This is a genomic window from Falsiroseomonas tokyonensis (genome assembly GCF_019024325.1).
Lineage (GTDB): Bacteria > Pseudomonadota > Alphaproteobacteria > Acetobacterales > Acetobacteraceae > Falsiroseomonas > Falsiroseomonas tokyonensis.
Window position 1 is genome coordinate 39,906 of the sequence record NZ_JAFNJS010000004.1, and the last position, 20,967, is coordinate 60,872.

Genomic DNA, 20,967 nt, shown 5'->3' on the forward strand with positions numbered 1-20,967 from the left:
GCAGCAGGAGCGGAAGAAGGCCCGGCAGGATCAGAGCCAGCCCTTCCGCTTGAAATAGGCGATGGGCAGCACGGCCGCGACAACCATGAGGCCGAGTGCGGCCGGATAGGCCCAGGGCCATTCCAGCTCCGGCATGTGCCGGAAATTCATGCCGTAGATGCTGGCGATCAGCGTCGGCGGCATCAGCGCCACGCTGGCCACCGTGAAGGTCTTGATGATGGCGTTCTGCTCGACGTTCAGGATGCCCAGCACCGCATCCAGCAGGAAGGTCGCCTTGTTGTTCAGGAAGCCGGCATGGTCCACCAGCGACCGCACGTCGCGCACCAGGGTCTTGATCAGCACCTGGTTGTCCTTGCGGATCACCGTCGCCTTTTCCGCGCTGACGAAGGACAGGATGCGGGTAAGGCCCAGCAGCGTCTCGTTCGTGCGCGTCGTCACCTCCCCCACCTCGCCCAGGGTGATCAGCGCCTCGCGCAGGTCATGGTCGCGCTTGTCGGCCTTCACCTTGGTGCGCGCGCTGCGGAAGGAGGCGGAGGAGGCGCGGTCCATGTCGGAGCCCACGCGCTCCAGGATATCGGCCAGCCGGTCGACGATCTGCTCGAACAGATGCAGCATCACCGCATCCGGGGTGGAGACCAGGCCCGGGGATCGCTGGCAGCGCAGCGAGAAGACCGAAAAGGCCTTGGGCGTCGCATAGCGCACCGTCACCAGCGCCTGGTTGCTGAGCACGAAGGTGATGGGGGTGGAGCCGTATTCGCCGCCCTCCACGCCGTAGAGGAAGTTGGCGGTCAGGAACAGCGCCTCATCCTCCCGATACAGGCGGGAGGAGCTTTCGATCTCCTGCATCTCCTCCCGGGTCGGGATTTCCAGGCGCAGCGCCTCCTGCACCGCCCGCTCCTCCTCGGGCGTCGGGTTGAGCAGGTCGATCCAGACCGCCTCGGCGATCTGTTCCGGGGCCAGGACGCCGTCGCGCAGGGCAAGACGGCCGTCACGGACGGCGTAGCTCGTCATCATGTTGATTGATCTCCCGCGCCCGATCTCCCGCGCCCCGGGGGCAGGGGCACTTAACCTGTCGCGACGGCGCGTGTCACCCGGCCAGCGGCAGCTGGAACTGGCGGGCGACCTCCGGGAAGTCCATGGCGGCGGGGTGTCTCCCGCAGGCCACGGTGCCGTCCTGGGCACGGACCAGCTGGCAGGTCATCAGGCCGCTGTCCCGGGCCGCGTCCAGCTCCTCCGCCACATCGGAGAGGAACAGGATCCCGGCCGGGTCCTGCCCGGTCTGCGCGGCGATGGCGGCGTAGGAGGCCGCCTCCCGCTTGGCACCGACCCGCGTGTCGAAGAAGCCGCTGAACAGGGGCAGCAGGTCGCCGGCCTCGCTATGGCCGAACAGCAGCTTCTGGGCGCCGACGGAGCCCGAGGAATAGACCGCCAGCGCCACCCCGCCGGCCTGCCAGGCGCGCAGGCAGGGCGCCACATCAGGCCAGAGATGCCCGCGCAGCCTTCCATCCGTGAAACCCGCCGCCCAGATCAGCCCCTGCAGGGACTTCAGCGCGGTGACCTTGGCATCCGCCGCCATCCAGCCGCGCAGGGTTGCCGCCTGGTCCGGCCCCGGCACCTCCGCCAGGATCGCCGCCACCTCCGGCTCCGCCCCGCGGGCGGCCAGGAAGGCGTCCAGCTCCGCCTCGGCGAAGGGGAAGAGCGTGTCCTTGACGAAGGCGATGGCGCTGGTCGTGCCCTCGATATCCGTCAAGACCAGGCGCGGCGTCATGCCGTGGCGGCGGGGAAGCGCGTCGCCATGTCCGTGCCGGTGTAATGCGGCGTCCAGCCGGAGGTGTCGGTGAAGACGCGCAGCACGGCGAAGCTGGGATTCTCGCCCGCATCGAACCAGTGCCTGCTGTCCGCCGGCACCGAGATCAGGTCGCCCGCCGTGCAATGCGCGTCGAAGACCTTGCCGTCCACATGCAGCACGAAGTTGCCGGAGCCGGCATGGAAGAAGCGGACCTCGTCCTCGGTATGGATATGCTCCGACAGGAACTTGGCCCGCATCGCATCCTTCTGCGGATGGTCGGGCGTCAGCTTGATGACATCGGCCGTGCCGGCGCCGGTCTCGCCCATGAAGGCGTTCAGCTGCGGGCGATAGGCCTCCAGCACCGCCTCGGCCGGGGCATCGGCGGGCAGGTCGGCCAGCGGCCAGCGCTCGAAGCGCACGCCGATGGCGGAGAGCGCCGCGGCGATCTGGGTGGGATCCTCGGTGACCTGGACCTGCTGGTTGGTCGCGGCGTCCCAGACGGTCAGACGGCTCATCGCAGGCTCCTTTCCTTCAGCGCACAGTCCAGCATGAATTCCAGCCCCTCCATCCGGGCCAGGGCGGAGGGCATGTCGGGCGCCCATACATAGGACCCGTGGCCGCGGATCAAATAGCCCGGCGGGACGCTGGGCAGCCCGTCCCACAGCGCATCCAGGCCGCGCTGCATGCGGGCGATGTCCTGGTCGTTCGGCACCACCGGCACCGCCACCTCCGCCTCATGCGTGGCCAGGCCCGGGAAGACCTTCAGCAGCTCAAATCCCGCCAGCACCAGGCTTTCGCCGGCGGCGCGGGACAGCACGGTATTGGCGATGGAATGGCCATGCAGCACCGCCCCTGCCTCGGGGAAGCGGCGATAGATGCCGCAATGGAGCAGCGTCTCGGCCGAGCTTCTCTTCGCCGGATCCTCCGCCACCCCATCCAGGTCCACCACCATCACGTCATCCGTGGTGAGAAACCCCTTGTGGCGGCCGGAGACGGTGACGGCGAGCCGGCGCGCATCCAGCCGGACGGAGAAATTGCCGGCAGTGGCCGGCACCCAGCCCCGCGCATCCATTCGCCGTCCGGCGGCGACGATCGCCTCCGCCGCCTGGTCCCACCCCATCATGCCGCCCGAGTCTCCGGAAAGGCGCGGTACTGCCAGGCGAGCAGGCCGATTCCAACCGCCAGGCCCAACAGGTCGGTCAGACCCTCCGGCACCATCAGCGCCAGGCCTGCTGCGCCGGAGAGCAGGCGCAGCGGCAGCGCCAGACGGCCGTTCAGCATCCAGCCCTCCGTCGCGCAGGCCAGCAGGAAGACGCCGCAGCCGGCGGTGAAGACAGCCTGCAGGATCCCCAGCAGTTCCCCCTGCGCCAGCAGCGCCGGGGAGATCCAGAACATGAAGGGCACGATGAAGGTGGCGAGCCCCAGCTTCACCGCGATCATGCTGGTCTTCCACATATCCGCCCCGGCCATCGAAGCCGCAGCGAAGGAGGCGAGCGCCACCGGCGGCGTAATGGCCGAGAGGATGGCGAAGTAGAAGATGAACATATGCGCCACCAGCGCCGGCACGCCGATATTGATCAGCCCCGGCGCCACCACCGCCGCCGCGATGGCATAGGCCGCCGTGGTCGGCACCCCCATGCCGAGGATGATGGCCACCACCATGGCAAAGAGCATGGCGAGGAATTCGGAGGAGGCCGCGATCTCCAGCAGCATATTGGCGAAGCGCCCGCCGACGCCGGTCAGCCCGATGACGCCGGCCACCAGCCCGGCGGCGGCGCAAACGGCGATCAGCTGCATGGCATCCTTGGCCGAGCCGACCAGCGCCACCTCGATGGAGCGCAACAGCTCCAGCAGGGCACCGCCGATGCCGCTGGCCAGCCCCTCGCGCCGCAGCACCAGCCGGTGCAGCAGGCTGGTGACGAACATGATGACGATGGTGGCGGCGATGCCGGTGGCCGCGGCGCGGAAGGGCGAATAGCCCAGCACCAGCATGGCGATCATCAGGATCAGCGGCGCTGCCATATAGACGCGGCGGCCGAGATCCGCCCAGCGCGGCAGATCCTCCCGCTTCAGGCCCATGATGCCGGCCTTGCGGGCGTTCAGGTCGCAATGGATGTAGTTGGCCAGGTAGAAGAGCAGCGCCGGGATCAGGCCTGCCAGCGCGATCTCCGTGTAGGGGATGCCCAGCACCTCGGCCATGATGAAGGCGCCGGCGCCCATCACCGGCGGCGTGATCTGCCCGCCGGTGGAGCTCGTCGCCTCCACCGCCGCCGCCGTTTCGCGCGAATAGCCGACGCGGCGCATCATCGGGATGGTGAAGGCGCCGGAGGCGACCACATTCGCCACCGCGCTGCCCGAGATGGCCCCGAACAGGATGCCAGAGACCACCGTGACCTTGGCCGGCCCGCCCCGCGCACGGCCCACCAAAGCAAGCGCGAAATCGTTGAAATAGTCGCCGGCCTTCGACGCCGTCAGGAAGGCGGCGAAGGTGACGAAGAGGATGATGAAGGTCGCCGAGACCTGCACGATCGTCCCCAGCACCCCGTTGTTGTTGAACAGCTCCACCACCGCCTGGTCGAAGGCGATGCCGCCATGGAACAGGATGCCGGGCATCCAGGGGCCGACGAAGCAATAGGCCATGAAGACCACGGCGATCAGCGGCATGACGAAGCCCGCGGTGCGCCGGGCGAATTCCAGCACCAGCAGGATGCCCACCGTGCCCACCGCGATGTCCTGCCAGTTCGGCCCCATGAAGGACCGCATCTCGATGCCATCGGCATCCAGGATGTAGTGCGCCGGCACGAGCAGGCAGGGGATCATCAGCAGCCAGTCGTACCAGGGCACCCGCGTGCCGGCGCCACCCGCGCCCTGCACCGCGAAGGGTGCGAACAGCGCGAAGCCCAGGGCGGCGCCCAGGAAGACATGCGCGGCGCGGGCCACAGTCGGATCGATGGGCGCCACCAGCAGGATCCACATGTGCCACAGCACGAAGGCGCAGGCCGCGGCGCGCCAGGCATGGCCCTGCCAGCCCGCCAGCTCGCGCCGGGCGGAGGCGAATTCCATGTCGTCGATCTGCACCACGCCCGGGCCGGCCCCGTCCGCCACCCCTGCCCCTGGGTCAGGCTGCTGGGCCTGCCCTGCGCCGTTCATTGCCGGCCTGTTCATTCTTAAAGCCCCCCAAACGCAACGCGCCGGCCCCGCATCCGGGGTCGGCGCGCGACCCCGCCTTGTGGCGGGGCACGTCCATTGCGCTGTGAACCTAGGCCGGGGCCGCCCGGCGATCAACCAATGCGGCGACCGGCAATGCGGCGACCGGCCGGCTGGGGGCCACCCGGACGGGGTGGCCGGCCCGCCGCCTGCCCTGAAACCTCAGGCCGCCGGACGAGTCGGATTGGCCGCCTGCTGCGTGGTCGTCGCGGTGCCGGGGGCGGCGATGGTGCCCGCCGGCGGCACCGGGGTCTGCGCCGCCGGGTCCGCCACCATGGAGGCGTCCTTGCCGTCCTCTTCCTTGATGTTCGCCTTGAAGGACTTGATGCCCTTCGCAACGTCGCCCATCAGGCCACTGATCTTGCCGCTGCCAAACAGCAGCAGGACGACCAGCAGAACGACAAGCCAATGCCAGATGCTGAAAGAACCCATAGCGACGCCTCGATCCCGTGAGTGGCCCGCCCGTGGCAGGGGGCCGGATTGCCTCGGGGCCGGAGAGTAATCCGCCCCGGCGTCTTCCGCAAACCGCAGATGGCCCGCCGCGCGGCCCGAGACAACCGGGGTGAGCCCGATAATCGGTCGGAACCCGCCGCCACGCGACCAGCGCCGACCCATGCGGCAGATTTCCAAAAAATTTCCATCCGTCCATCTTGAAGGCCGCGCGCCCTTCCCTTACCTCGCCCCCTGATCCGGGCCCCTCTGGCGGCTCGGGCGGTTACCCGGCGCTTCGCCGGCCCGCCCCCGCGATGTCGGATCGCCAGAGCCTGCCACGACCCCGGCCCGGATCGTGACACCCGCGCCGGGGTGAAACCTGTGAATCCGTCCCTGGTCGATCCGCATGCGGGTCCTCCGGAATGGCGGTTTCCGCATGACCCGGAGCGAAATCGTCATGGACTTTCTTCTGTTGGAATGGGTCGGCAAGCCGATCTGGATGTGGCTGGGCTTCCTCGCCATCGTCTTCGCCCTGCTGGCCTTCGACCTCGGCGTCCTGAACAAGAAGGACAAGGAGATGGGCATCGCCGAAAGCCTCTGGCTCTCGGCCTTCTACATCAGCTTCGCCATGCTCTACGGCGGCGCCATCTGGTGGGCCTATGAGGCCGGGCATATTTCCACCGAGGACGGCACCCATGCCGGCGTGACCTATTTCACCGGCTTCTTCATCGAGAAGGCGCTGTCGATCGACAACGTCTTCGTCATCAGCCTGATCTTCGGCTTCTTCGCGATCCCCCGGATGTACCAGTACCGGGCACTGGTCTGGGGCATCATCGCGGTGATCGTGCTGCGCGGCATCATGATCGGCGTCGGCGCCGCCCTGGTGCAGGAATACGATTGGCTGCTGTTCATCTTCGGCGCCTTCCTGATCGGCACCGGCATCAAGATGATGATCGTGCCGGAGGGTGACTCCGACATCTCGAAGAACCCCGTGGTGCGCTTCCTGAAGCGCCACATGCGGGTGACCGACCAGCTGCACGACCAGAAGTTCTTCGTCCGCCAGCCGGATCCGAAGTCCGGCAAGCTGGTGGTCTGGGCCACGCCCCTGTTCCTGGCGCTGGTCGTGATCAACCTGGCCGACCTGGTCTTCGCGGTAGACAGCGTGCCGGCGATCTTCGCCATCACCACCGACACCTTCATCGTCTACACCGCCAATATCATGGCGATCCTGGGCCTGCGCGCGCTGTACTTCGCGCTCTCCGCCATGGTCCACCGCTTCCACTACCTGAAATACGCGCTGGCCATGGTGCTCGTCTTCATCGGCGCGAAAATCTTCTGGAACCAGATCTTCGGCAAGGTCGACCCGGTCATCTCCCTCGGCGTCACCGCAGCCCTTATCGCCGGCGGCATCGCCTACTCCCTGTGGAAGACCCGCGGCGCCCCACCGGCCGCAAACGCCCTGGTCGCCGAGAAAGAAGCGATCGAGCGCGCGGGCTGACGAGAGGCGCCCCGCGGGCTGCGCAGGCCGTGCGCGGGGTGGTCGAAGGGCGGTGCGGGTGATGCGGGGAGGGCGCTGCCCTCCCCGCACCCCTCCCGCCAGGAGGCAGTGGCCTCCTGGACCTCAGGACCTTGAACAGAAACGGAGAGGGGCCAGCAGGACCGCCGAACAAGCGGTAACCTCTGGCCCCTCTCCATTTCTGTTCATGAATCAAAGGGTTCCAAGGGGCCGCTGCCCCTTGGCAGGGGGTGCAGGGGGACAGCGTCCCCCTGCAATCAACCAGCGCGCCCTTGCCCACCCGGCGCCTGGGGCTGCGCAGCCCCTCGGGACGCTCGCGCCTGCCGCGGCTACATCTTCGCGGTCAGTTTCTTGGCGATTTCGAACATCTCCTCGGGGGCGTAGTCGGGGGTGAAGGCGGAGGGGACGCCGACCAGTTGGTGGATCTTGCCGCCTTCGGGCATGCCGGCCACCACTTCGAGTTCGCCTGGCGGATCGCCGGGCAGGGCCATTTCGCCGTTGCCCCAGATCGAGGCCATCTCGGCGTAGTCGTTCGGGCTGAAGCGGTAGAGGCGGCGGTGGGATCCCTCGGCCAGGTATTTCTGGCTTTCGGGGATGTTCGACAGGTTGATGTTCGGTGTCGGCAGCATCTTGTGGATGTCGACGCCTGTCAGCTGTTGCAGGGCCAGCGCGTAAGCGTGGGCGTGGACGGAGCCGCGCACCAGAAGGTAGCCGCAGACTTCCCGCGCGGTCGGGTCCTGCACCGTCTCGTAGACGCGCAGCTTGTGCAGCCGCGCGCCGCATTCCAGGTGGAAGTTGTGCAGCAGGTCGATCACCACGTTGCCGGTGGTGGTAACCATGTCCGCGTTCCAGGACATGGAGTTGCTGTTCACCGGCATGGCGCCGCCGCCGTTCGAGGCGAAGCTGGCGTAGGACCGGATGTCCTTCATGTCGGCGAAGGGTGCGCCGGTGATGTCGCCGCCGTCGCCGGTGTCGTCACCCTCGCTGTCGGGGCCGGCGTTGAGCATGGCGACGCCGTTGCTCACCAGCTCCACATGGCCCAGCTCTTCGGCCGTGATGGCGGCGACCAGGCTGTAGAAGGGGCGAAGCTTCGCCTTGCTGCGGAAGTTGAAGCTCTGGAACATGTAGTTGCTCAGAGTAGACATCTCGCCGTATTTGCCGCCGAGTAGTTCCTGCAAGGCTGCCGCCTCGTTCGGGTCCTGTCGCTTGGGCGGCGGCAATTCGGTCTGTAACTTGTCGATGCGCAGGAACATCTGGTCTCTCCCGAGTGGTATACGGGATCAACGGCAGCTTGCGCAGCGAGTTCTTTGCGGAAGGCGGCCGGCCGCCCCGCGCCGCGTCACCTGTGCGTGGTGACGCGCGCGGGTGCATCCGGCCGGCCGGGTGATCTCAGGCATCCATGCGGATGCCGAGGCGCCGGATCATGCCGCCCCAGCGGTCGGTTTCCTCCGCCAGGAAGGCGGCCGCTTCCTCCGGCCCCGTCGCCATCACCTCGAAGCCGGCATTTTCCAGCCGCTGGCGGCCGGCGGCCTCCCGCAGGCCCTTCTGGGCTTCGGCGGCCAGGCGGGCGATGCGCTCGGGCGGCGTATTGGCCGGCGCCACCATGATCTGCCAGCCATAGCTCTCGGCATTGGCGATGCCCTGTTCCGCCAGGGTGGGCACCTGGGGAGTCAGGTGGAAGCGGTTGGCGGAGGTGACGGCGATGGCGCGGATGCTGCCATCCCGCACCTGGCCCATCACCGCGGCGGTGGTCACCACCATGGCCTGGATGCGCCCGGCCACCAGGTCCAGCGTCGCATCCGGGAAGCCGCGATAGGGCACGTGCAGCATCTCCAGCCCGCCGGCCTTGGCCATCAGGTCGATCATGCCGAGATGACCGCCCGAGCCTGGCCCGACCGAGCCGAAGGCGAGCTTGCCCGGGTTCGCCTTCACATGGGCGATGAAGCCGGCCAGGTCCGTCACCGGCAGGTCCTTGTTCACCACCAGGAATTGCGGCCCGCGCACCAGCAGCGACACTGCCTTCAGGTCCCGCACCGGGTCATAGGGCAGGTTGGCAAACAGCGCCGGGGCGGTGGAGAGCGGGCCGTTGATCGACAGGCCGATCGTGTGCCCATCCGTCGCCTTGGCCACCGCATCCGTGCCGATATTCCCGCCGGCGCCCGCGCGGTTCTCCACCACCACCGGCTGGCCGAGCGCCGTCGCCAGATGCGCGGTCACCACGCGGCCGGTCAGGTCCGGGCTGGACCCAGCCGGGAAGGGCACGATGAAGCGCAGCGGCCGCTCCGGCCAGCTGGACTGCGCGCGGGCGGAGAGGATCGGCGCGGTGGCCAGGGCGGCGGCCATCAGGCCGCGGCGGGTCGTGGTCATGGTTTCCTCCGGGAATGCTTGCGAAACAGATAGCCTGCTGGAAGCGCCTGGGGAAAGGCTCAGAGACCGTTTGAGAATGCCGGCGGCTGAGGGACAGCAGGCGATTTTTCGTCCCTGCAAGGCGGGCGGTGCGGCCGATGCTGGTTGCATCGGCGAGCCGCCCAACACGGCCGGGGCGGAAAAGCGCCGCGGAACCGACCCGCCGGTGTTCTCAAACGGTCTCTCAGCCGCCGGCGTAGCTGCGCCCGGCATGGACGAAGCCATGGGCCGCGAAGACCGTGTTGCCCAGCGCGTTGATCGGCGGATACCAGACCCGGACGCGCGACCAGTCATTGCCGGGCGAGACATCGACCACGCGCTGGTCCGTCATGATCCGCCCCCGCGCCGCGCCTGTGGCCCAATTCGCATGGTCCACCAGGATCTCGCGCGGCCCGATCACGCGGGCGACGACGGCGACATGGCCGGCGCGCATGCGCGGCGTGCGGCCGATGACCAGCACGCTGCCCGGCCGCGGCGCCGCGCCCCGGTCATAGCGCCCGGCTGCGGCATCCCACCACTGCCAGGCATCGCCGGACAGGCCGATGCCGGACCGCGCCCGCGCATAGGGCACGCAGGAAACCGGCTCCCCCAGCTCCGGCCGCAGTGGCGCCACCACCGAAGGCGGGGTGCGGGAGGTGCCGCAGGCTGCGAGCATCAGCAGCAGCAACATGGCAAGGACGGCGCGCATCGCCTTGAAACTAGCAGGATGCGCCCGCCAGATCGAGACGTTACGCCGCCCGCGCCGCCGGCACCGCCCGCATCCGCCCGCCCGGCAGCGCGCCCGGGATGGCGGCGGCGAAATCCGCCGCCTCCAGCAGCTTCGCCCAATCCACGCCGGTCGCCACGCCCATGCGGCGCATCAGCCAGGCGACATCCTCCGTCGCCACATTTCCCGTGGCACCCGGCGCGAAGGGACAGCCGCCCAGGCCGCCTGCGGCACTGTCGAAAACCCGGCAACCGGCCTCCCAGGCGGCGGCGCAGTTGGCGACGCCCATGCCGTAGGTGTCGTGCCCGTGGAAGGCGAAGCGCGGCTTGCCCTCCGCATCCGGCCAGCTGCGGATGGCATGGGCGAAGACGCGGCGCACCTGGTCCGGCGCCGCATTGCCGGTGGTGTCGCAGATGCTGATCTCGATGCCCTGGTCGAGGGCCTGCACCCGCTCCACCCAATCCAGCGCCTCCTCCTCCGGCACCACCCCCTCGAAGGGGCAGTGGAAGGCGCAGGACAGGTTGAAGCGGACCTTCATCCCCGCCGCCCGGGCGTCGCTGACGATGCCGGAGAGATCGAGAAAACTGTCCATCCGGCTGCGGTTCACATTGGCCTTGTTGTGGCTTTCGGTGACGGACATGAAGACGCCGACGCGATGCGCGCCGGCCGCCTTGGCCATCTCGAAGCCCCGCCGGTTCGGCGCCAGCACGGTGGCCTCCAGCCCCGGCAGGGCCAGCGCCGCCTCCAGCACCGCGGCGGTATCAGCCATCTGCGGCACGGCCTTCGGGTTCACGAAGCTGCCGATTTCCATCCGCCGCAGCCCGGCCGCGTGAAGCTTCCGTACCAGCGCGATCTTGGTCTCGGTCGGCACGAAGGGGCCGATGGATTGCAGCCCGTCGCGCGGGGCGACTTCCGAGATCTCGGCGCTATGCATCGCTTCTCTCCCCCAGCAGTTCACCAAAGACATGGTCGTTGTGCGCGCCGACGGCGGGCGCCGTCCAGCGCACCATCTCGCGCGGGGTCACGCCATCGAAGCGGAAGGGCGCGGCGGGGTGCAGCAGGGTGGCGCCGAGCAGCGGGTCCTCCACCTCCATCACCGTCTGCCGGGCGCGGAAATGCGGGTCCTCGGCGCAGTCGCGGATGTCATAGAGGCGCGAGCAGGGAATATCCGCCGCCTCCAGCACCGCCTCCGCCTCCGCCGCCGGCAGGGTGCGGGTCCAGCGGCCGATCTCGGCGTCGATCTCCGCCATATGCGCGCAGCGGCCGCGATTGTCGGCGAAGCGCGGATCGGCCCCCATCGCCGGATTGCCGATGGCATCGCAGAGCCGCTTGAAAATCGGGTCCGAATTGCCGCCGATGCAGAGCCACTTCCCATCGGCGCAGAGATAGGTGTTGGTCGGCGCCGCGGTCAGGATGGCCGACCCCGCGGGCTGACGGATCGCGCCGGTCAGCCCGTATTCCGGCAGCATCCCCTCCATCAGGCTGAACACCGCGCCCACCAGGTCCACATCGATGATCCGGCCGCGCGCCTCCGGATTGCCCTTGATCGCCCAGCAGGCGGAGGTGACCGCCAGCGCCGCATACATCCCCGCCAGGTCGTCGCTGATCGAGACCCCGCAGCGCGGCGGCGGATGGTCCGTGACGCCCGGGGTTGCCGTCAGGTGGCGCAGCCCACCCATCGCTTCCCCGATCGAGCCGAAGGCGGGCTTGTCCCGATAGGGCCCGTCCTGGCCGTAGCCGGAGACGCGGGCGAGGACGAGGCGCGGATTGGCCTGGTGCAGCACCTCCGGCCCCAGGCCGATGCGCTCCAGGAAGCCGGGCCGGAAATTCTCCACCAGCGCATCGGCACGCGCCACCAGCTTCAGGATGCGGTCGCGGCCCTTCGCGGATTTCAGGTCCAGCGTGACGGACAGCTTGTTGCGGCCATGGATGCTGAACCAGACGGGATGCCCATTGTGCCGGCTGCCCCAGCCGCGGATCGGGTCGCCCTCCGGCGGTTCGATCTTGATGACCTCGGCGCCGAGATCGGCCAGCAGCCGGGTGGCGAAGGGGCCGGCGATGTAATGGCCGAGCTCGATCACCTTGAGCCCCTCAAGCGGCAGCGCCCTCGAACCAGTCCCCGCCATGCTTCTTCTCCCGATCCTTGCGCATGGGGCTTAAGCCAGGCCCGCCGGCACGAAAAGACCGCGCAGCGCGCAGGCTGGAAACCATTCCGCAACCATTCTGGTCTCATAACATCCCCGGGGTTGCCGAGCTTCCGCACCCCGTCTCTCCCTCCGGATGCCGGCTGCCTCCCCCCGATCTCGCCGGCATCCTCACCTCAGGCGGGGCCCCTTCCCCGGGGTCCCGCCTTTTTTTGCTCAGCGGCCCGCCAGCGAGGTGGCCAGGGCGGCCAGGGACAGGACCAGGCCCGCGGCGAAAACAGCGGCGTGGCTGTCACCCGTCGCGGCGAACAGCGCGGCCAGGGCGAAGGCGATGCCGGCCTGGGCCAGCGCATAGCCGGCCGTCGCGCGGATCCACACCACCCCGGCCTGAGCGCCCGCCACCTCCCGCGCCGCGGCCAGCGTCACTGCCGTGGCGCCGACGCCGGCGAAGCCGCCGAGCGGCGCGGCCAGCAGCAGCGCCGGCCACCAGGGCAGCAGCGCCGCCGCCAGCGCCACCACCTGCACGCCCAGCCAGACCGGCAGCGCCCGCCGCCCGCCGATCCGCCCGGCGACCCGCCCGCCCAGCAGCGTGCCCGCCACCGCGCCCAGCCCGAACAGCACCCAGACGAGGGAGGCAGCCTCGATCGGCAGGCCGCGGCCGCGCACGGCGAGGTCCGCCAGATAGACCATCGGCGCCACCATGCCCGCGCCGGACAGCCCATAGGCCAGCAGCAGCCGCAGCGCCCGCGGCACCGCCTGCGCGATCTCCGCCGCCGCAAGCGCCGGCGGGCGCGGCCAGAAGCGGCGCGCGCCGAGCCAGAGCAGCCCGGCCGCCAAAGCCAGCCCGGCCCAGGTGAAGGCCAAGCCGCCGGGCAGCAGCAGCGGCACCAGCAGCCCCGCCGCCACCACCCCGCTGCCGGCGCCGGACATCACCACGCCGCCTGCCATGCCGCGCGCATGGGGCGCCACGCTGGCCTGCACCGCCGGCCCGACCAGCGCCATCAGCACCCCGCCCGCCGCGCCGGCCAGGCCGCGCCAGAGCACGAACCACCAGAGCCCGCCCTGGATCGCGCAGGCGGCGAAGGACAGCAGCACCAGCGCCATGCCGGCATCCAGCGCCCGCGGCACGCCGATGCGCGCCGCCAGGCCCCGCCCGCCCAGAACGCCCGCCAGATAGCCCGCCAGATTGGCCGCCCCCAGCAGCCCGGCCCCGCCGCCATCCACCCAGCCGGCGCCGACCATGGCCGGGAACAGCGGCACATAGGCGAAGCGCGCCAGGCCGATGCCGGCCAGCACCGCGGCGGCCCCGGCCAGAGCGGGCCGCCAGAAATTCATCGGACCGCAGCTGGCGGCGCGCTACTGCGCCGCTGGCGCATCCCGCAGGGCGCGCCGAAGCCGGGCGATGCCGGTGCGGACATGCCCGGATTCGCAGAGCCGCAGCCCCTCCTCCACCACCCGCCTTTCCCTGGCCGGCCGCGGCGGCGGCAGGGCGGACAGGCGGCCGGCCAGTTCCCGGCAATAGGATGTGCTGTCACTGGTGACGCGCAGCGGCATGTCCGCGCGCAGGCGAAGCGGTCCCATCGACAGGCACAGCACCAGGACCAGCAGAAAGACGGGCAGTTGCATGCTGCGCATGATGCGCCCGGCCACCGCATCGGGGCATGGCGTCGCCATGAATAAGGCGCCATGCGGGGCCTGCCGCGCGGGCCGCGGCCGGACTCATGCCGCCGGCAGGCCCATCGGCAGCCCCGCTGCGAGCCCCGGCACCATGCCGGCCGGCTGCGGGGAAGTCGGCAGCCGAAGGGTGACCCTGAGGCCGGGGGGCGCGGCGCCGGGATGCGAATCCGCCAGCACCACCTCCCCCGCATGCAGCCCGACCACGGCCCGCACCAGGGACAGGCCGAGGCCGGAGCCCGGCGTGGTGCGGGCGGCATCGGCGCGGAAGAAGCGTTCCCCCACCCGGGCGCGGTCCGCCGGCGCCAGGCCCGGCCCGTCATCCGCCACCCAGATCTCGACCACGCTGCCCACCTGGTGCGCGCCCAGCACCACGCGCCCGCCCGGCGGATTGAACTTCAGCGCATTGTCCAGCAGGTTCGCCACCGCCTGCAGCAGCAGGTCGCGATCCCCCACCAGGGGCAGCGCCTCCGGCAGCGCGGCCTCGAGCACCTGTTCCCCGGCCTCGGCAGCGGCGCCGTAGAGCTCCGCCGCATCAGCCAGCATCGGCGCCAGGTCCAGCGGCGCGAAGGCGGCGCGGCGCGCGCCGGCCTCCACCTCCGCGATGCGCAGCACCGCCTTGAAGACGCGGGCGATGTCGTCGAGGTCGGCGATGCCCTGTTCCACCGCGGCGCGCAGCGCCTCCTCATCCGCCGCGGAATCCAGGCTTTCCTCCAGCTTGGCGCGGGCGCGGGCGATCGGCGTGCGCAGGTCGTGCGCGATGGCATCCGAGACGCCGCGCACCCCCTCCATCAGCTGGGCGATGCGGTCGAGCATGGCGTTCATCGTCATGCCCAGCCGGTCGAATTCATCCTGCCGGTCGGACAGCGGCACGCGGCGGGACAGGTCGCCGCCGCTGATCGCGGCCGCGGTGCCATAGACCGGCGCCAGCCGGTCCTCCAGCGCGCGGCGCAGCAGCCAGGCGCCCAGCACGGCGATCAGGGCGGAGGAGGCGGCGGCCCAGGCGAGCCCCTCGCTCAACAGCGCCCGCAGGCGCAGCTTCTCCGCCACGTCGCGGCCGACCAGCAGGCGGTACCCCTCGCCGAGTTCCACCCGCAGCAGCCGCGCCTCGCTTTCCAGCCCGTCGCGCAGCAGCGGCATGCGGATCCAGGGCGCATCGCCATTGGCCTCGGCCGGCCAGGCTTCCAGATTGCCCGCCAGCACCCGGCCATCGGGGGCGAGCAGCAGGTACAGCGCCTCGTTCTGCACATCCAGCGCCAGTCGATCGACGATGGCCGGCACCAGCGCGCCCGGCCCGGCATCGACCCGGCGTTCGGACAAAGCGGTGGCATCGGCGCGGATCGCCGCATCGGTCTGCCGGTCGAGCGCGCCGGCGGTGTTCCACCACAGCACCACCGCAGCCGCGGTGGCGGAGGCGGCGAACAGCGCGGTGAAGAACAGCGCGAAGCGGCCGGAGGCGCTGCGCAGCAGCCCGATCAGCGGAAGCTGAGCAAGGCCGGGGTTCATACCAACGGCCGCCTTCGGCGACTCGTTGGTATTCTTTCCCAACCCTCAAGCGCCGGGCGCGGCCTGCGGCCGCTTGGCTCGCCGCATAGGCGGCGGGCGCCATTCGGCGCCTCGGCCACCTTTGGTGGCCGCAGGTCCCAAATTGCGCAGGGCGACGTCACGCCTTCAGGCCTGGGCCCGGATCATATAGCCCGCATTGCGCACCGTATGGATCAGCGGCCTGTCGAACCCCTTGTCCAGCTTGTGGCGCAGGCGGCTGACATGAACGTCGATCACATTGGTCTGCGGGTCGAAGTGGTAGTCCCAGACCTTCTCCAGCAGCATGGTGCGCGTCACCACCTGGCCGGCATGGCGCATCAGATGCTCCAGCAGGCGGAATTCGCGCGGCTGCACGTCGATCTTGCGGCCGGCCCGGGTCACGGTGCGGGACAGCAGGTCGAGCTCCAGGTCCGCCACCTTCAGCCGCGTCGTCGGCACCTCCGCCGAGGGGCGGCGTCCCAGCGCCTCCACCCGCGCCAGCAGCTCCGCGAAGGCGAAGGGCTTGGTCAGGTAGTCGTCGCCGCCGGCCTTCAGGCCCTTCACGCGCTCATCCACCGCCGTCAGGGCGGAAAGGAACAGCACCGGGCTGCGATTGCCCTGGCCGCGCAGCGTCTCCACCAGGCGCACACCGTCCACGCCGCCGGGCAGCATGCGGTCCAGCACCAGCACGTCAAAGCCTTCGGAGGCCGCCAGGAACAGGCCGTCCCGGCCATTGGCGGCGTGCTCGACCGTATGCCCTGCCTCCTGAAGCCCCTTCTTCACGAAGCGGGCGACCTCGGCATCGTCCTCCACCAGCAGGATCCGCATGGGTGTTCCAGTGCACAACAAGGGCCGGAGGATAGGGCGCGACGCGGGGGCGCGTCACCTGCCCCTGCCGCGACCCTTGCATGACCATAGCGCAACCGGATGCCTATGGCCCAGCTGGGGCGGCCCAGCGGGGCCACAGCCCAGCTCAGCCCGGCGGCTGCGCCGGCCGGCGGCCGACCTGCACCGGCAACTCGGTCGGCCGGCCATTGCGCAGGATGGAAAGCCGCACCGTCTGCCCCGGCGCGATGGCGGCGATGCCGCGCACGAGCGCCCGGCTGGTCTCCACCCGGTCGCCATTGATGGCGATGACCTGGTCGCCCTGGCGCAGCCCGGCCCGCGCCGCCGGGCTGCCGCGCTCCACGCCGGCCACCAGCACGCCCGCCGGCGCCGCCGCGCCGCGCGCCGCGCCCGGTTCCGAGGTCACATCCTGCACCGAGACGCCGAGCCAGCCGCGCTCCACCCGCCCCGTGCTGCGCAGCTGGTCGATCACGCCGCGCGCGAGATCCGAGGGCACCGCGAAGCCGATGCCGGCCGAGGCGCCGGAGGGCGAGTAGATCGCCGTATTGATGCCGATCACCTCGCCGGCCGTATTGAAAAGCGGCCCGCCGGAATTGCCCGGATTGATCGGCGCATCGGTCTGGATGAAGTCGTCGAAGGGCCCGGCGCCGATCTCCCGCCCCCGGGCAGAAACAATACCGGAGGTGATGGACCCGCCGAGGCCGAAGGGATTGCCCGCCGCCAGCACCCAGTTGCCCACCCGCAGCGCGGAGGAACTGCCCCAGCTGACGGAGGGCAGCGGGTTGCGCGCCTCGATCCGCAGCAGGGCCAGGTCCGTCAGCTCATCCATGCCGACCAGCCGCGCCGGATACTCCTCGCCATTCTGGAAGGTGACCTGCATGCGGCTGGCATTGCCGATGACGTGGTTGTTTGTGACCAGCAGGCCGGAGGGATCGATGACGAAGCCGGACCCCGCCCCCATCACCTGCTGGCCGCGGCCGCGCAGACGGTCGCGGAAATAGCGCTCGAAGGGCGTGCCGCGCAGTTCGGCCGGAATCTCCGCCCGCGCCTCCGAGGTCACGGCGATGCTGACCACCGCGGGCAGCACGCGCTCCGCCAGGTCGGCGAAATCCGGCAGGGTCACCAGGGGGGCTGCGCCGCGCTGCGCCCGGGCGGGCGGCGCGGTGCAGCCCAGCAGCGGCAACAAAGCGAGGCCCGCGAAGGCGCGGCGGGGAAGCGCGTGCGACATGGGAACTCCGAGGCAAGGGGGCACGGATGGCCCAGGATATGGTCTTGCCCCCAACGGGCGCCATGCGCGCGATGCGGTCAAGCGCACGGGGGATTGGGAAATGCTACCGCGCCGGCGGCGGCGGCGGCGTCGCGGCCCAGGGCTCCTCCGGCCAGGGGTGGCGCGGGTAGCGGCCGCGCATGTCGCGCCGCACATCCGCCCAGGCGCCGCGCCAGAAGCCGGCCAGGTCCCCGGTGATGGCCACCGGCCGCCCGGCGGGCGAGAGCAGCGCCACCTGCAGCGGCACCGCGCCCCCGGCCAGCGGCGGCAGGGTCTCCAGCCCGAACAGGTGCTGGGCGCGGGCCTCCAGCGTCGGCACCTCCCGGTCATAGTCGATGGCGGCCGAGCGGCCGGCCGGCAGGTCGAGCCGCGCCGGCAGCGCGGCATCAAGGCGCTTCTGGCGATCCCAGGGCAGCATGCCGCGCAGCACCGCGACCAGGTCCAGCGCCTTGGCCTCGGCCAGTTTCGTGCGCCCGTGCAGATGCGGGGCGAGCCATTCTTCGGCGGTCGCGATCAGCGCGGCATCCGAAAGGTCCGGCCAGGCCTCGCCCTCGGCGCGACGCATCCAGCCGATGCGGGCGCGCAGCTGCTTTCCCGAACTGGACCAGTCGAGGTCACGCAGCCCGCGTTCGGCCACGGCGGTCGCCAGCGCGGCGGCGATGGCGGCGGGGTCGGCGCTGGGCTGGGCGTGGTCCTCAAGCACCAGCGGGCCGAAGACGAGGCGGCGGCGGGCCAGCACGGCGCCGGCGCGGGCATCGAAGGCCGCCCCCTCCACCCAGCGCAACCGCTCGGGGAAGCGCGCCTCCAGCGCCGCGCGATCCAGCCGGGCGGCCATGCGGATGCGTGCCTCGGTGCCCTGCAATTCCAGGTCGGCCACCGCCAGCAACGGGGCGCGGGAGAGCGGGTCCGTCGCGGCCAGGCGTGCCCCCTGCCCTGAAGCCAGGCGGAAGGCGCCGTCCATGCTGCCGCGCCGGGCCGCGATGCGGTCGGGAAAACCCGCCGCCAGCAGCGGCCCCGCCTCGCCGCCCGGCAGGGCCGCGCCATGCAGCTTCAGGCGGCGCCGATGCAGCGCGCCGGCGCGGCGGATGCGCTGGATCGTCGCGCGGTCGGCATCCTGATGGTCGCCGCCATGCAGCAGCTCCAGCCGCAGGTTGATGTCGGAGGGCTGGTCGCGCCCCCGGATGGGGTCGCGTTCCTCCAGCAGCGCGGCGAGGTCGGCCGCCAGCGCCTTCTCCCCCTCGTCCACCGCGGCCAGCAGCATGCGCGCGAGGCGGGGATGCGTGCCCATCCGTGCCATGCCGCGCCCCATGGCGGTGATGCGGCCCTCGCCATCCAGCGCATCCAGGTCCCGCAGCAGCGCCCGCGCCGCGGCCAGGGCGCCGGCCGGCGGCGGATCGAGGAAGGGCAGGTCGGCCGGCGCCGCGCCCCAGGCGGCGCAATCCAGGGCGAGGCCCGACAGCTCCGCCTCCAGGATCTCGGGCCGGTCCTGCAGCGGCAGGCCGCGATGCAGCGCCTCCGACCACAGGCGGATGGCAACACCCGGCGCGGTGCGCCCGGCGCGGCCGGCGCGCTGGTCCGCCGCCGCGCGGCTGATCCGCACCGTGGCCAGCCGCGCCAGGCCGCTGGCCGGGTCCAGCCGCGGCGTGCGCCGGAAGCCGCCATCCACCACGATCCGCACCCCCGGCACGGTCAGCGAGGTTTCCGCGATCGAGGTCGCCAGCACCACTTTTCGCCGGGACGAGGGATTCAGCGCCCGGTCCTGCTCGGCGGGCGGCAGCTCGCCATGCAAAGGCAGCACCTCGGCCTCGATGCCCGAAAGACGCTCCGCGGTGCGGCGGATCTCGCCCCAGCCGGGCAGGAAGGCCAGCACGTCGCCGGGATGCGCCCGCAGCGCGTCCCGGATGGCGCCGGCCATCGCCTCCGGCAGCTCCCGCGCCTCCTTCAGGTCGCGCGGGCGGTGCTCGACCTGCACCGGATAGGCGCGGCCGAGCGATTCGATCACGGGGCAATCGCCCAGCAGGCCGACAAAGCGCGAGACATCCAGCGTGGCGGACATGGCCAGCAGCCGCAGCTCCGGCCGCAGCGCGCGCTGCATGTCGAGGCAGAAGGCCAGGGCCAGGTCGGTGTCGAGGTTGCGCTCATGCGCCTCGTCGAAGAGCACGGCGGCAACGCCATCGAGGCTGGGATCGGATTGCAGCCGGCGCACCAACAGCCCCTCGGTCACCACCTCCACCCGCGTGCGGTCGGAGACCATCCGGTCCAGCCGCGTCGCCAGGCCGATGGTGCCGCCGGGCTGGCCCTCGCCCAGCAGGTCCGCCATCCGCCGCGCCGCCGCCCGCGCCGCCACCCGGCGCGGCTCCAGCACCAGGATCTTGCCGTCCTGCGCCCAGGGCTCCGCCATCAGCGCCAGCGGCGCCAGCGTGGTCTTGCCGGCGCCGGGGGGTGCCACCAGCACGGCATTGCTGCCCTGGCGCAGCGCTTCGGCCAGGCGCGGCAGGGCCTCGGAAACGGGCAATTCGGGGAGGATCATGGGCGCCTGCCTTAGGACGGCGCGAAACATAAGTCACATCGCATGTCGCGGCAGGCGAGACGCGCGAAGCAAACGCCCTGTTCACCGCAATGCGGCAACATCGCCCGGCAAGGTCCAGCCGGCAAAACGTCGACCCGACGCGGTTCCCGAAACAAGGGCGCCGCCATCCGAGGAAACCGACGATGCGCCCCACCCTGATCCGGCTTCTCACCGGCCTTCTCCTCTGCAGCCTGCCGGGCCTGGCGGTGGCGCAGGGCCAGTCGTCCCGCGACCAGCGGCTGCACCCGCAGGCGGGCGCCATGTGCCGCGCGGAATGCCTGCAGACGGCGCAATCCCGCCTCGGCAGCAACCCGGCCCAGGCGGCACGGGCCTGCGAGATCCGCTGCGCCGCGACGATGGGCTTCCTGCAGAACCAGAACCGCCGCGGCAGCGCGGAGGCGACGGGCCGCGGCCAGGCGGCCGGCCTGGCGCAGCCGGTGCTGCACCGGGTGCAGCAGCCGGCGCCCCAAATGGCACCCCAGATGGCGCCGGTCCGCCCGGCCTCGACCCGCACCCCCGTCACCCATGGCGTGATCTATGGCGCGCGCACGCCCTCCGCCGCCTTCGGCCTGGTGGTGGGGGAGCCGGATCGGATGACGGCGCATCGCCTGGCCGAGCGCGGCTGCACCGCCGGCGGCCCCGGCTGCCGCGTGATCGCCGAGACGACGGAGGCCTGCGCCGCCGCGGCGCATGGGGTGAAGCGCAGCCAATGGGCGCTGTTCATGACCTCCGACCCCTCCTCCTACACCGTCACCTCGCTCTCGGCCGGCAGCGGCCGGACGCAGATCGCGGCGGAACAGCAGGCGATCGCCGAATGCCGGTCCCGCGACCCGATGGCCACCTGCCGCATCGCGGCCTCGGCCTGCGCCAATAGGGGCTGAGGGGGC

The 20,967-nt window shown here is 71.1% G+C and carries 19 protein-coding genes; 2 read left to right on the forward strand and 17 right to left on the reverse strand.

Going from position 1 to position 20,967, the window contains the following annotated elements; genetic code table 11:
• Positions 1 to 30 precede the first annotated feature (30 nt).
• The 6 genes from corA to J3S20_RS13950 form a co-directional block, all read right to left on the reverse strand.
• Positions 31 to 1,014, reverse strand: a complete 984-nt coding sequence (corA, locus tag J3S20_RS13925) for a magnesium/cobalt transporter CorA (RefSeq protein WP_216837107.1) — start codon at positions 1,012 to 1,014, stop codon at positions 31 to 33.
• A 73-nt stretch (positions 1,015 to 1,087) separates the two neighbouring features.
• A complete protein-coding gene (mtnC, locus tag J3S20_RS13930) occupies positions 1,088 to 1,768 on the reverse strand; it encodes an acireductone synthase (protein WP_216837108.1) in 681 nt (226 codons plus the stop codon).
• Entirely contained in the window at positions 1,765 to 2,304 is a 540-nt protein-coding gene (locus J3S20_RS13935) for a 1,2-dihydroxy-3-keto-5-methylthiopentene dioxygenase (protein ID WP_216837109.1), read from the reverse strand. Before J3S20_RS13935 ends, mtnC begins: the two co-directional genes overlap by 4 nt.
• The gene (locus J3S20_RS13940) at positions 2,301 to 2,909 is read right to left on the reverse strand and encodes a methylthioribulose 1-phosphate dehydratase (RefSeq protein ID WP_379793691.1); all 609 of its coding nucleotides are present in this window, start codon (positions 2,907 to 2,909) and stop codon (positions 2,301 to 2,303) included. The genes J3S20_RS13935 and J3S20_RS13940 overlap by 4 nt, the downstream gene beginning before the upstream one ends.
• On the reverse strand, positions 2,909 to 4,894 hold the full coding sequence (locus J3S20_RS13945) for a TRAP transporter permease (protein WP_216837111.1): 1,986 nt from the start codon (positions 4,892 to 4,894) through the stop codon (positions 2,909 to 2,911). Before J3S20_RS13945 ends, J3S20_RS13940 begins: the two co-directional genes overlap by 1 nt.
• Before the next feature lie 264 nt (positions 4,895 to 5,158).
• Complete coding sequence (locus J3S20_RS13950; protein WP_216837112.1) at positions 5,159 to 5,428, reverse strand: twin-arginine translocase TatA/TatE family subunit; 270 nt, start codon at positions 5,426 to 5,428, stop codon at positions 5,159 to 5,161.
• Between the two features lie 436 nt (positions 5,429 to 5,864).
• Here J3S20_RS13950 and J3S20_RS13955 point away from each other — a divergent pair, with 436 nt between their 5' ends.
• Positions 5,865 to 6,926 (forward strand): TerC family protein, encoded by a 1,062-nt coding sequence (locus J3S20_RS13955; protein WP_246602825.1) that lies wholly within the window; start codon positions 5,865 to 5,867, stop codon positions 6,924 to 6,926.
• Between the two features lie 347 nt (positions 6,927 to 7,273).
• Here J3S20_RS13955 and J3S20_RS13960 read toward each other — a convergent pair whose 3' ends face one another.
• The 11 genes from J3S20_RS13960 to hrpB all read right to left on the reverse strand — a co-directional run bounded on the left by J3S20_RS13960 (position 7,274) and on the right by hrpB (position 20,041).
• On the reverse strand, positions 7,274 to 8,197 hold the full coding sequence (locus J3S20_RS13960) for a manganese catalase family protein (RefSeq protein ID WP_216837113.1): 924 nt from the start codon (positions 8,195 to 8,197) through the stop codon (positions 7,274 to 7,276).
• A gap of 136 nt (positions 8,198 to 8,333) precedes the next feature.
• The gene (locus J3S20_RS13965; protein ID WP_216837114.1) at positions 8,334 to 9,311 is read right to left on the reverse strand and encodes a Bug family tripartite tricarboxylate transporter substrate binding protein; all 978 of its coding nucleotides are present in this window, start codon (positions 9,309 to 9,311) and stop codon (positions 8,334 to 8,336) included.
• A 223-nt stretch (positions 9,312 to 9,534) separates the two neighbouring features.
• Positions 9,535 to 10,038: a CHAP domain-containing protein gene (locus J3S20_RS13970; RefSeq protein WP_216837115.1), complete on the reverse strand. Its 504-nt coding sequence runs from the start codon at positions 10,036 to 10,038 to the stop codon at positions 9,535 to 9,537.
• Positions 10,039 to 10,078: 40 nt separating this feature from the next.
• The gene (locus J3S20_RS13975; protein WP_216837116.1) at positions 10,079 to 10,990 is read right to left on the reverse strand and encodes a hydroxymethylglutaryl-CoA lyase; all 912 of its coding nucleotides are present in this window, start codon (positions 10,988 to 10,990) and stop codon (positions 10,079 to 10,081) included.
• A complete protein-coding gene (locus J3S20_RS13980; protein WP_216837117.1) occupies positions 10,983 to 12,182 on the reverse strand; it encodes a CaiB/BaiF CoA transferase family protein in 1,200 nt (399 codons plus the stop codon). The genes J3S20_RS13975 and J3S20_RS13980 overlap by 8 nt, the downstream gene beginning before the upstream one ends.
• A gap of 234 nt (positions 12,183 to 12,416) precedes the next feature.
• A complete protein-coding gene (locus J3S20_RS13985) occupies positions 12,417 to 13,535 on the reverse strand; it encodes a YbfB/YjiJ family MFS transporter (RefSeq protein WP_216837118.1) in 1,119 nt (372 codons plus the stop codon).
• Between the two features lie 21 nt (positions 13,536 to 13,556).
• The gene (locus tag J3S20_RS13990) at positions 13,557 to 13,874 is read right to left on the reverse strand and encodes a hypothetical protein (protein ID WP_216837119.1); all 318 of its coding nucleotides are present in this window, start codon (positions 13,872 to 13,874) and stop codon (positions 13,557 to 13,559) included.
• A 45-nt stretch (positions 13,875 to 13,919) separates the two neighbouring features.
• Entirely contained in the window at positions 13,920 to 15,380 is a 1,461-nt protein-coding gene (locus J3S20_RS13995; protein WP_216837120.1) for a sensor histidine kinase, read from the reverse strand.
• A gap of 165 nt (positions 15,381 to 15,545) precedes the next feature.
• Positions 15,546 to 16,226, reverse strand: a complete 681-nt coding sequence (locus J3S20_RS14000) for a winged helix-turn-helix domain-containing protein (RefSeq protein WP_216837121.1) — start codon at positions 16,224 to 16,226, stop codon at positions 15,546 to 15,548.
• Positions 16,227 to 16,371: 145 nt separating this feature from the next.
• Positions 16,372 to 17,472, reverse strand: coding sequence for a trypsin-like peptidase domain-containing protein (locus J3S20_RS14005; protein WP_216837122.1), 1,101 nt, complete (start codon positions 17,470 to 17,472; stop codon positions 16,372 to 16,374).
• A gap of 103 nt (positions 17,473 to 17,575) precedes the next feature.
• Positions 17,576 to 20,041, reverse strand: coding sequence for an ATP-dependent helicase HrpB (gene hrpB / locus J3S20_RS14010; protein WP_216837123.1), 2,466 nt, complete (start codon positions 20,039 to 20,041; stop codon positions 17,576 to 17,578).
• A 182-nt stretch (positions 20,042 to 20,223) separates the two neighbouring features.
• Here hrpB and J3S20_RS30830 point away from each other — a divergent pair, with 182 nt between their 5' ends.
• Complete coding sequence (locus tag J3S20_RS30830) at positions 20,224 to 20,961, forward strand: DUF4189 domain-containing protein (RefSeq protein WP_216837124.1); 738 nt, start codon at positions 20,224 to 20,226, stop codon at positions 20,959 to 20,961.
• Positions 20,962 to 20,967 lie beyond the last annotated feature (6 nt).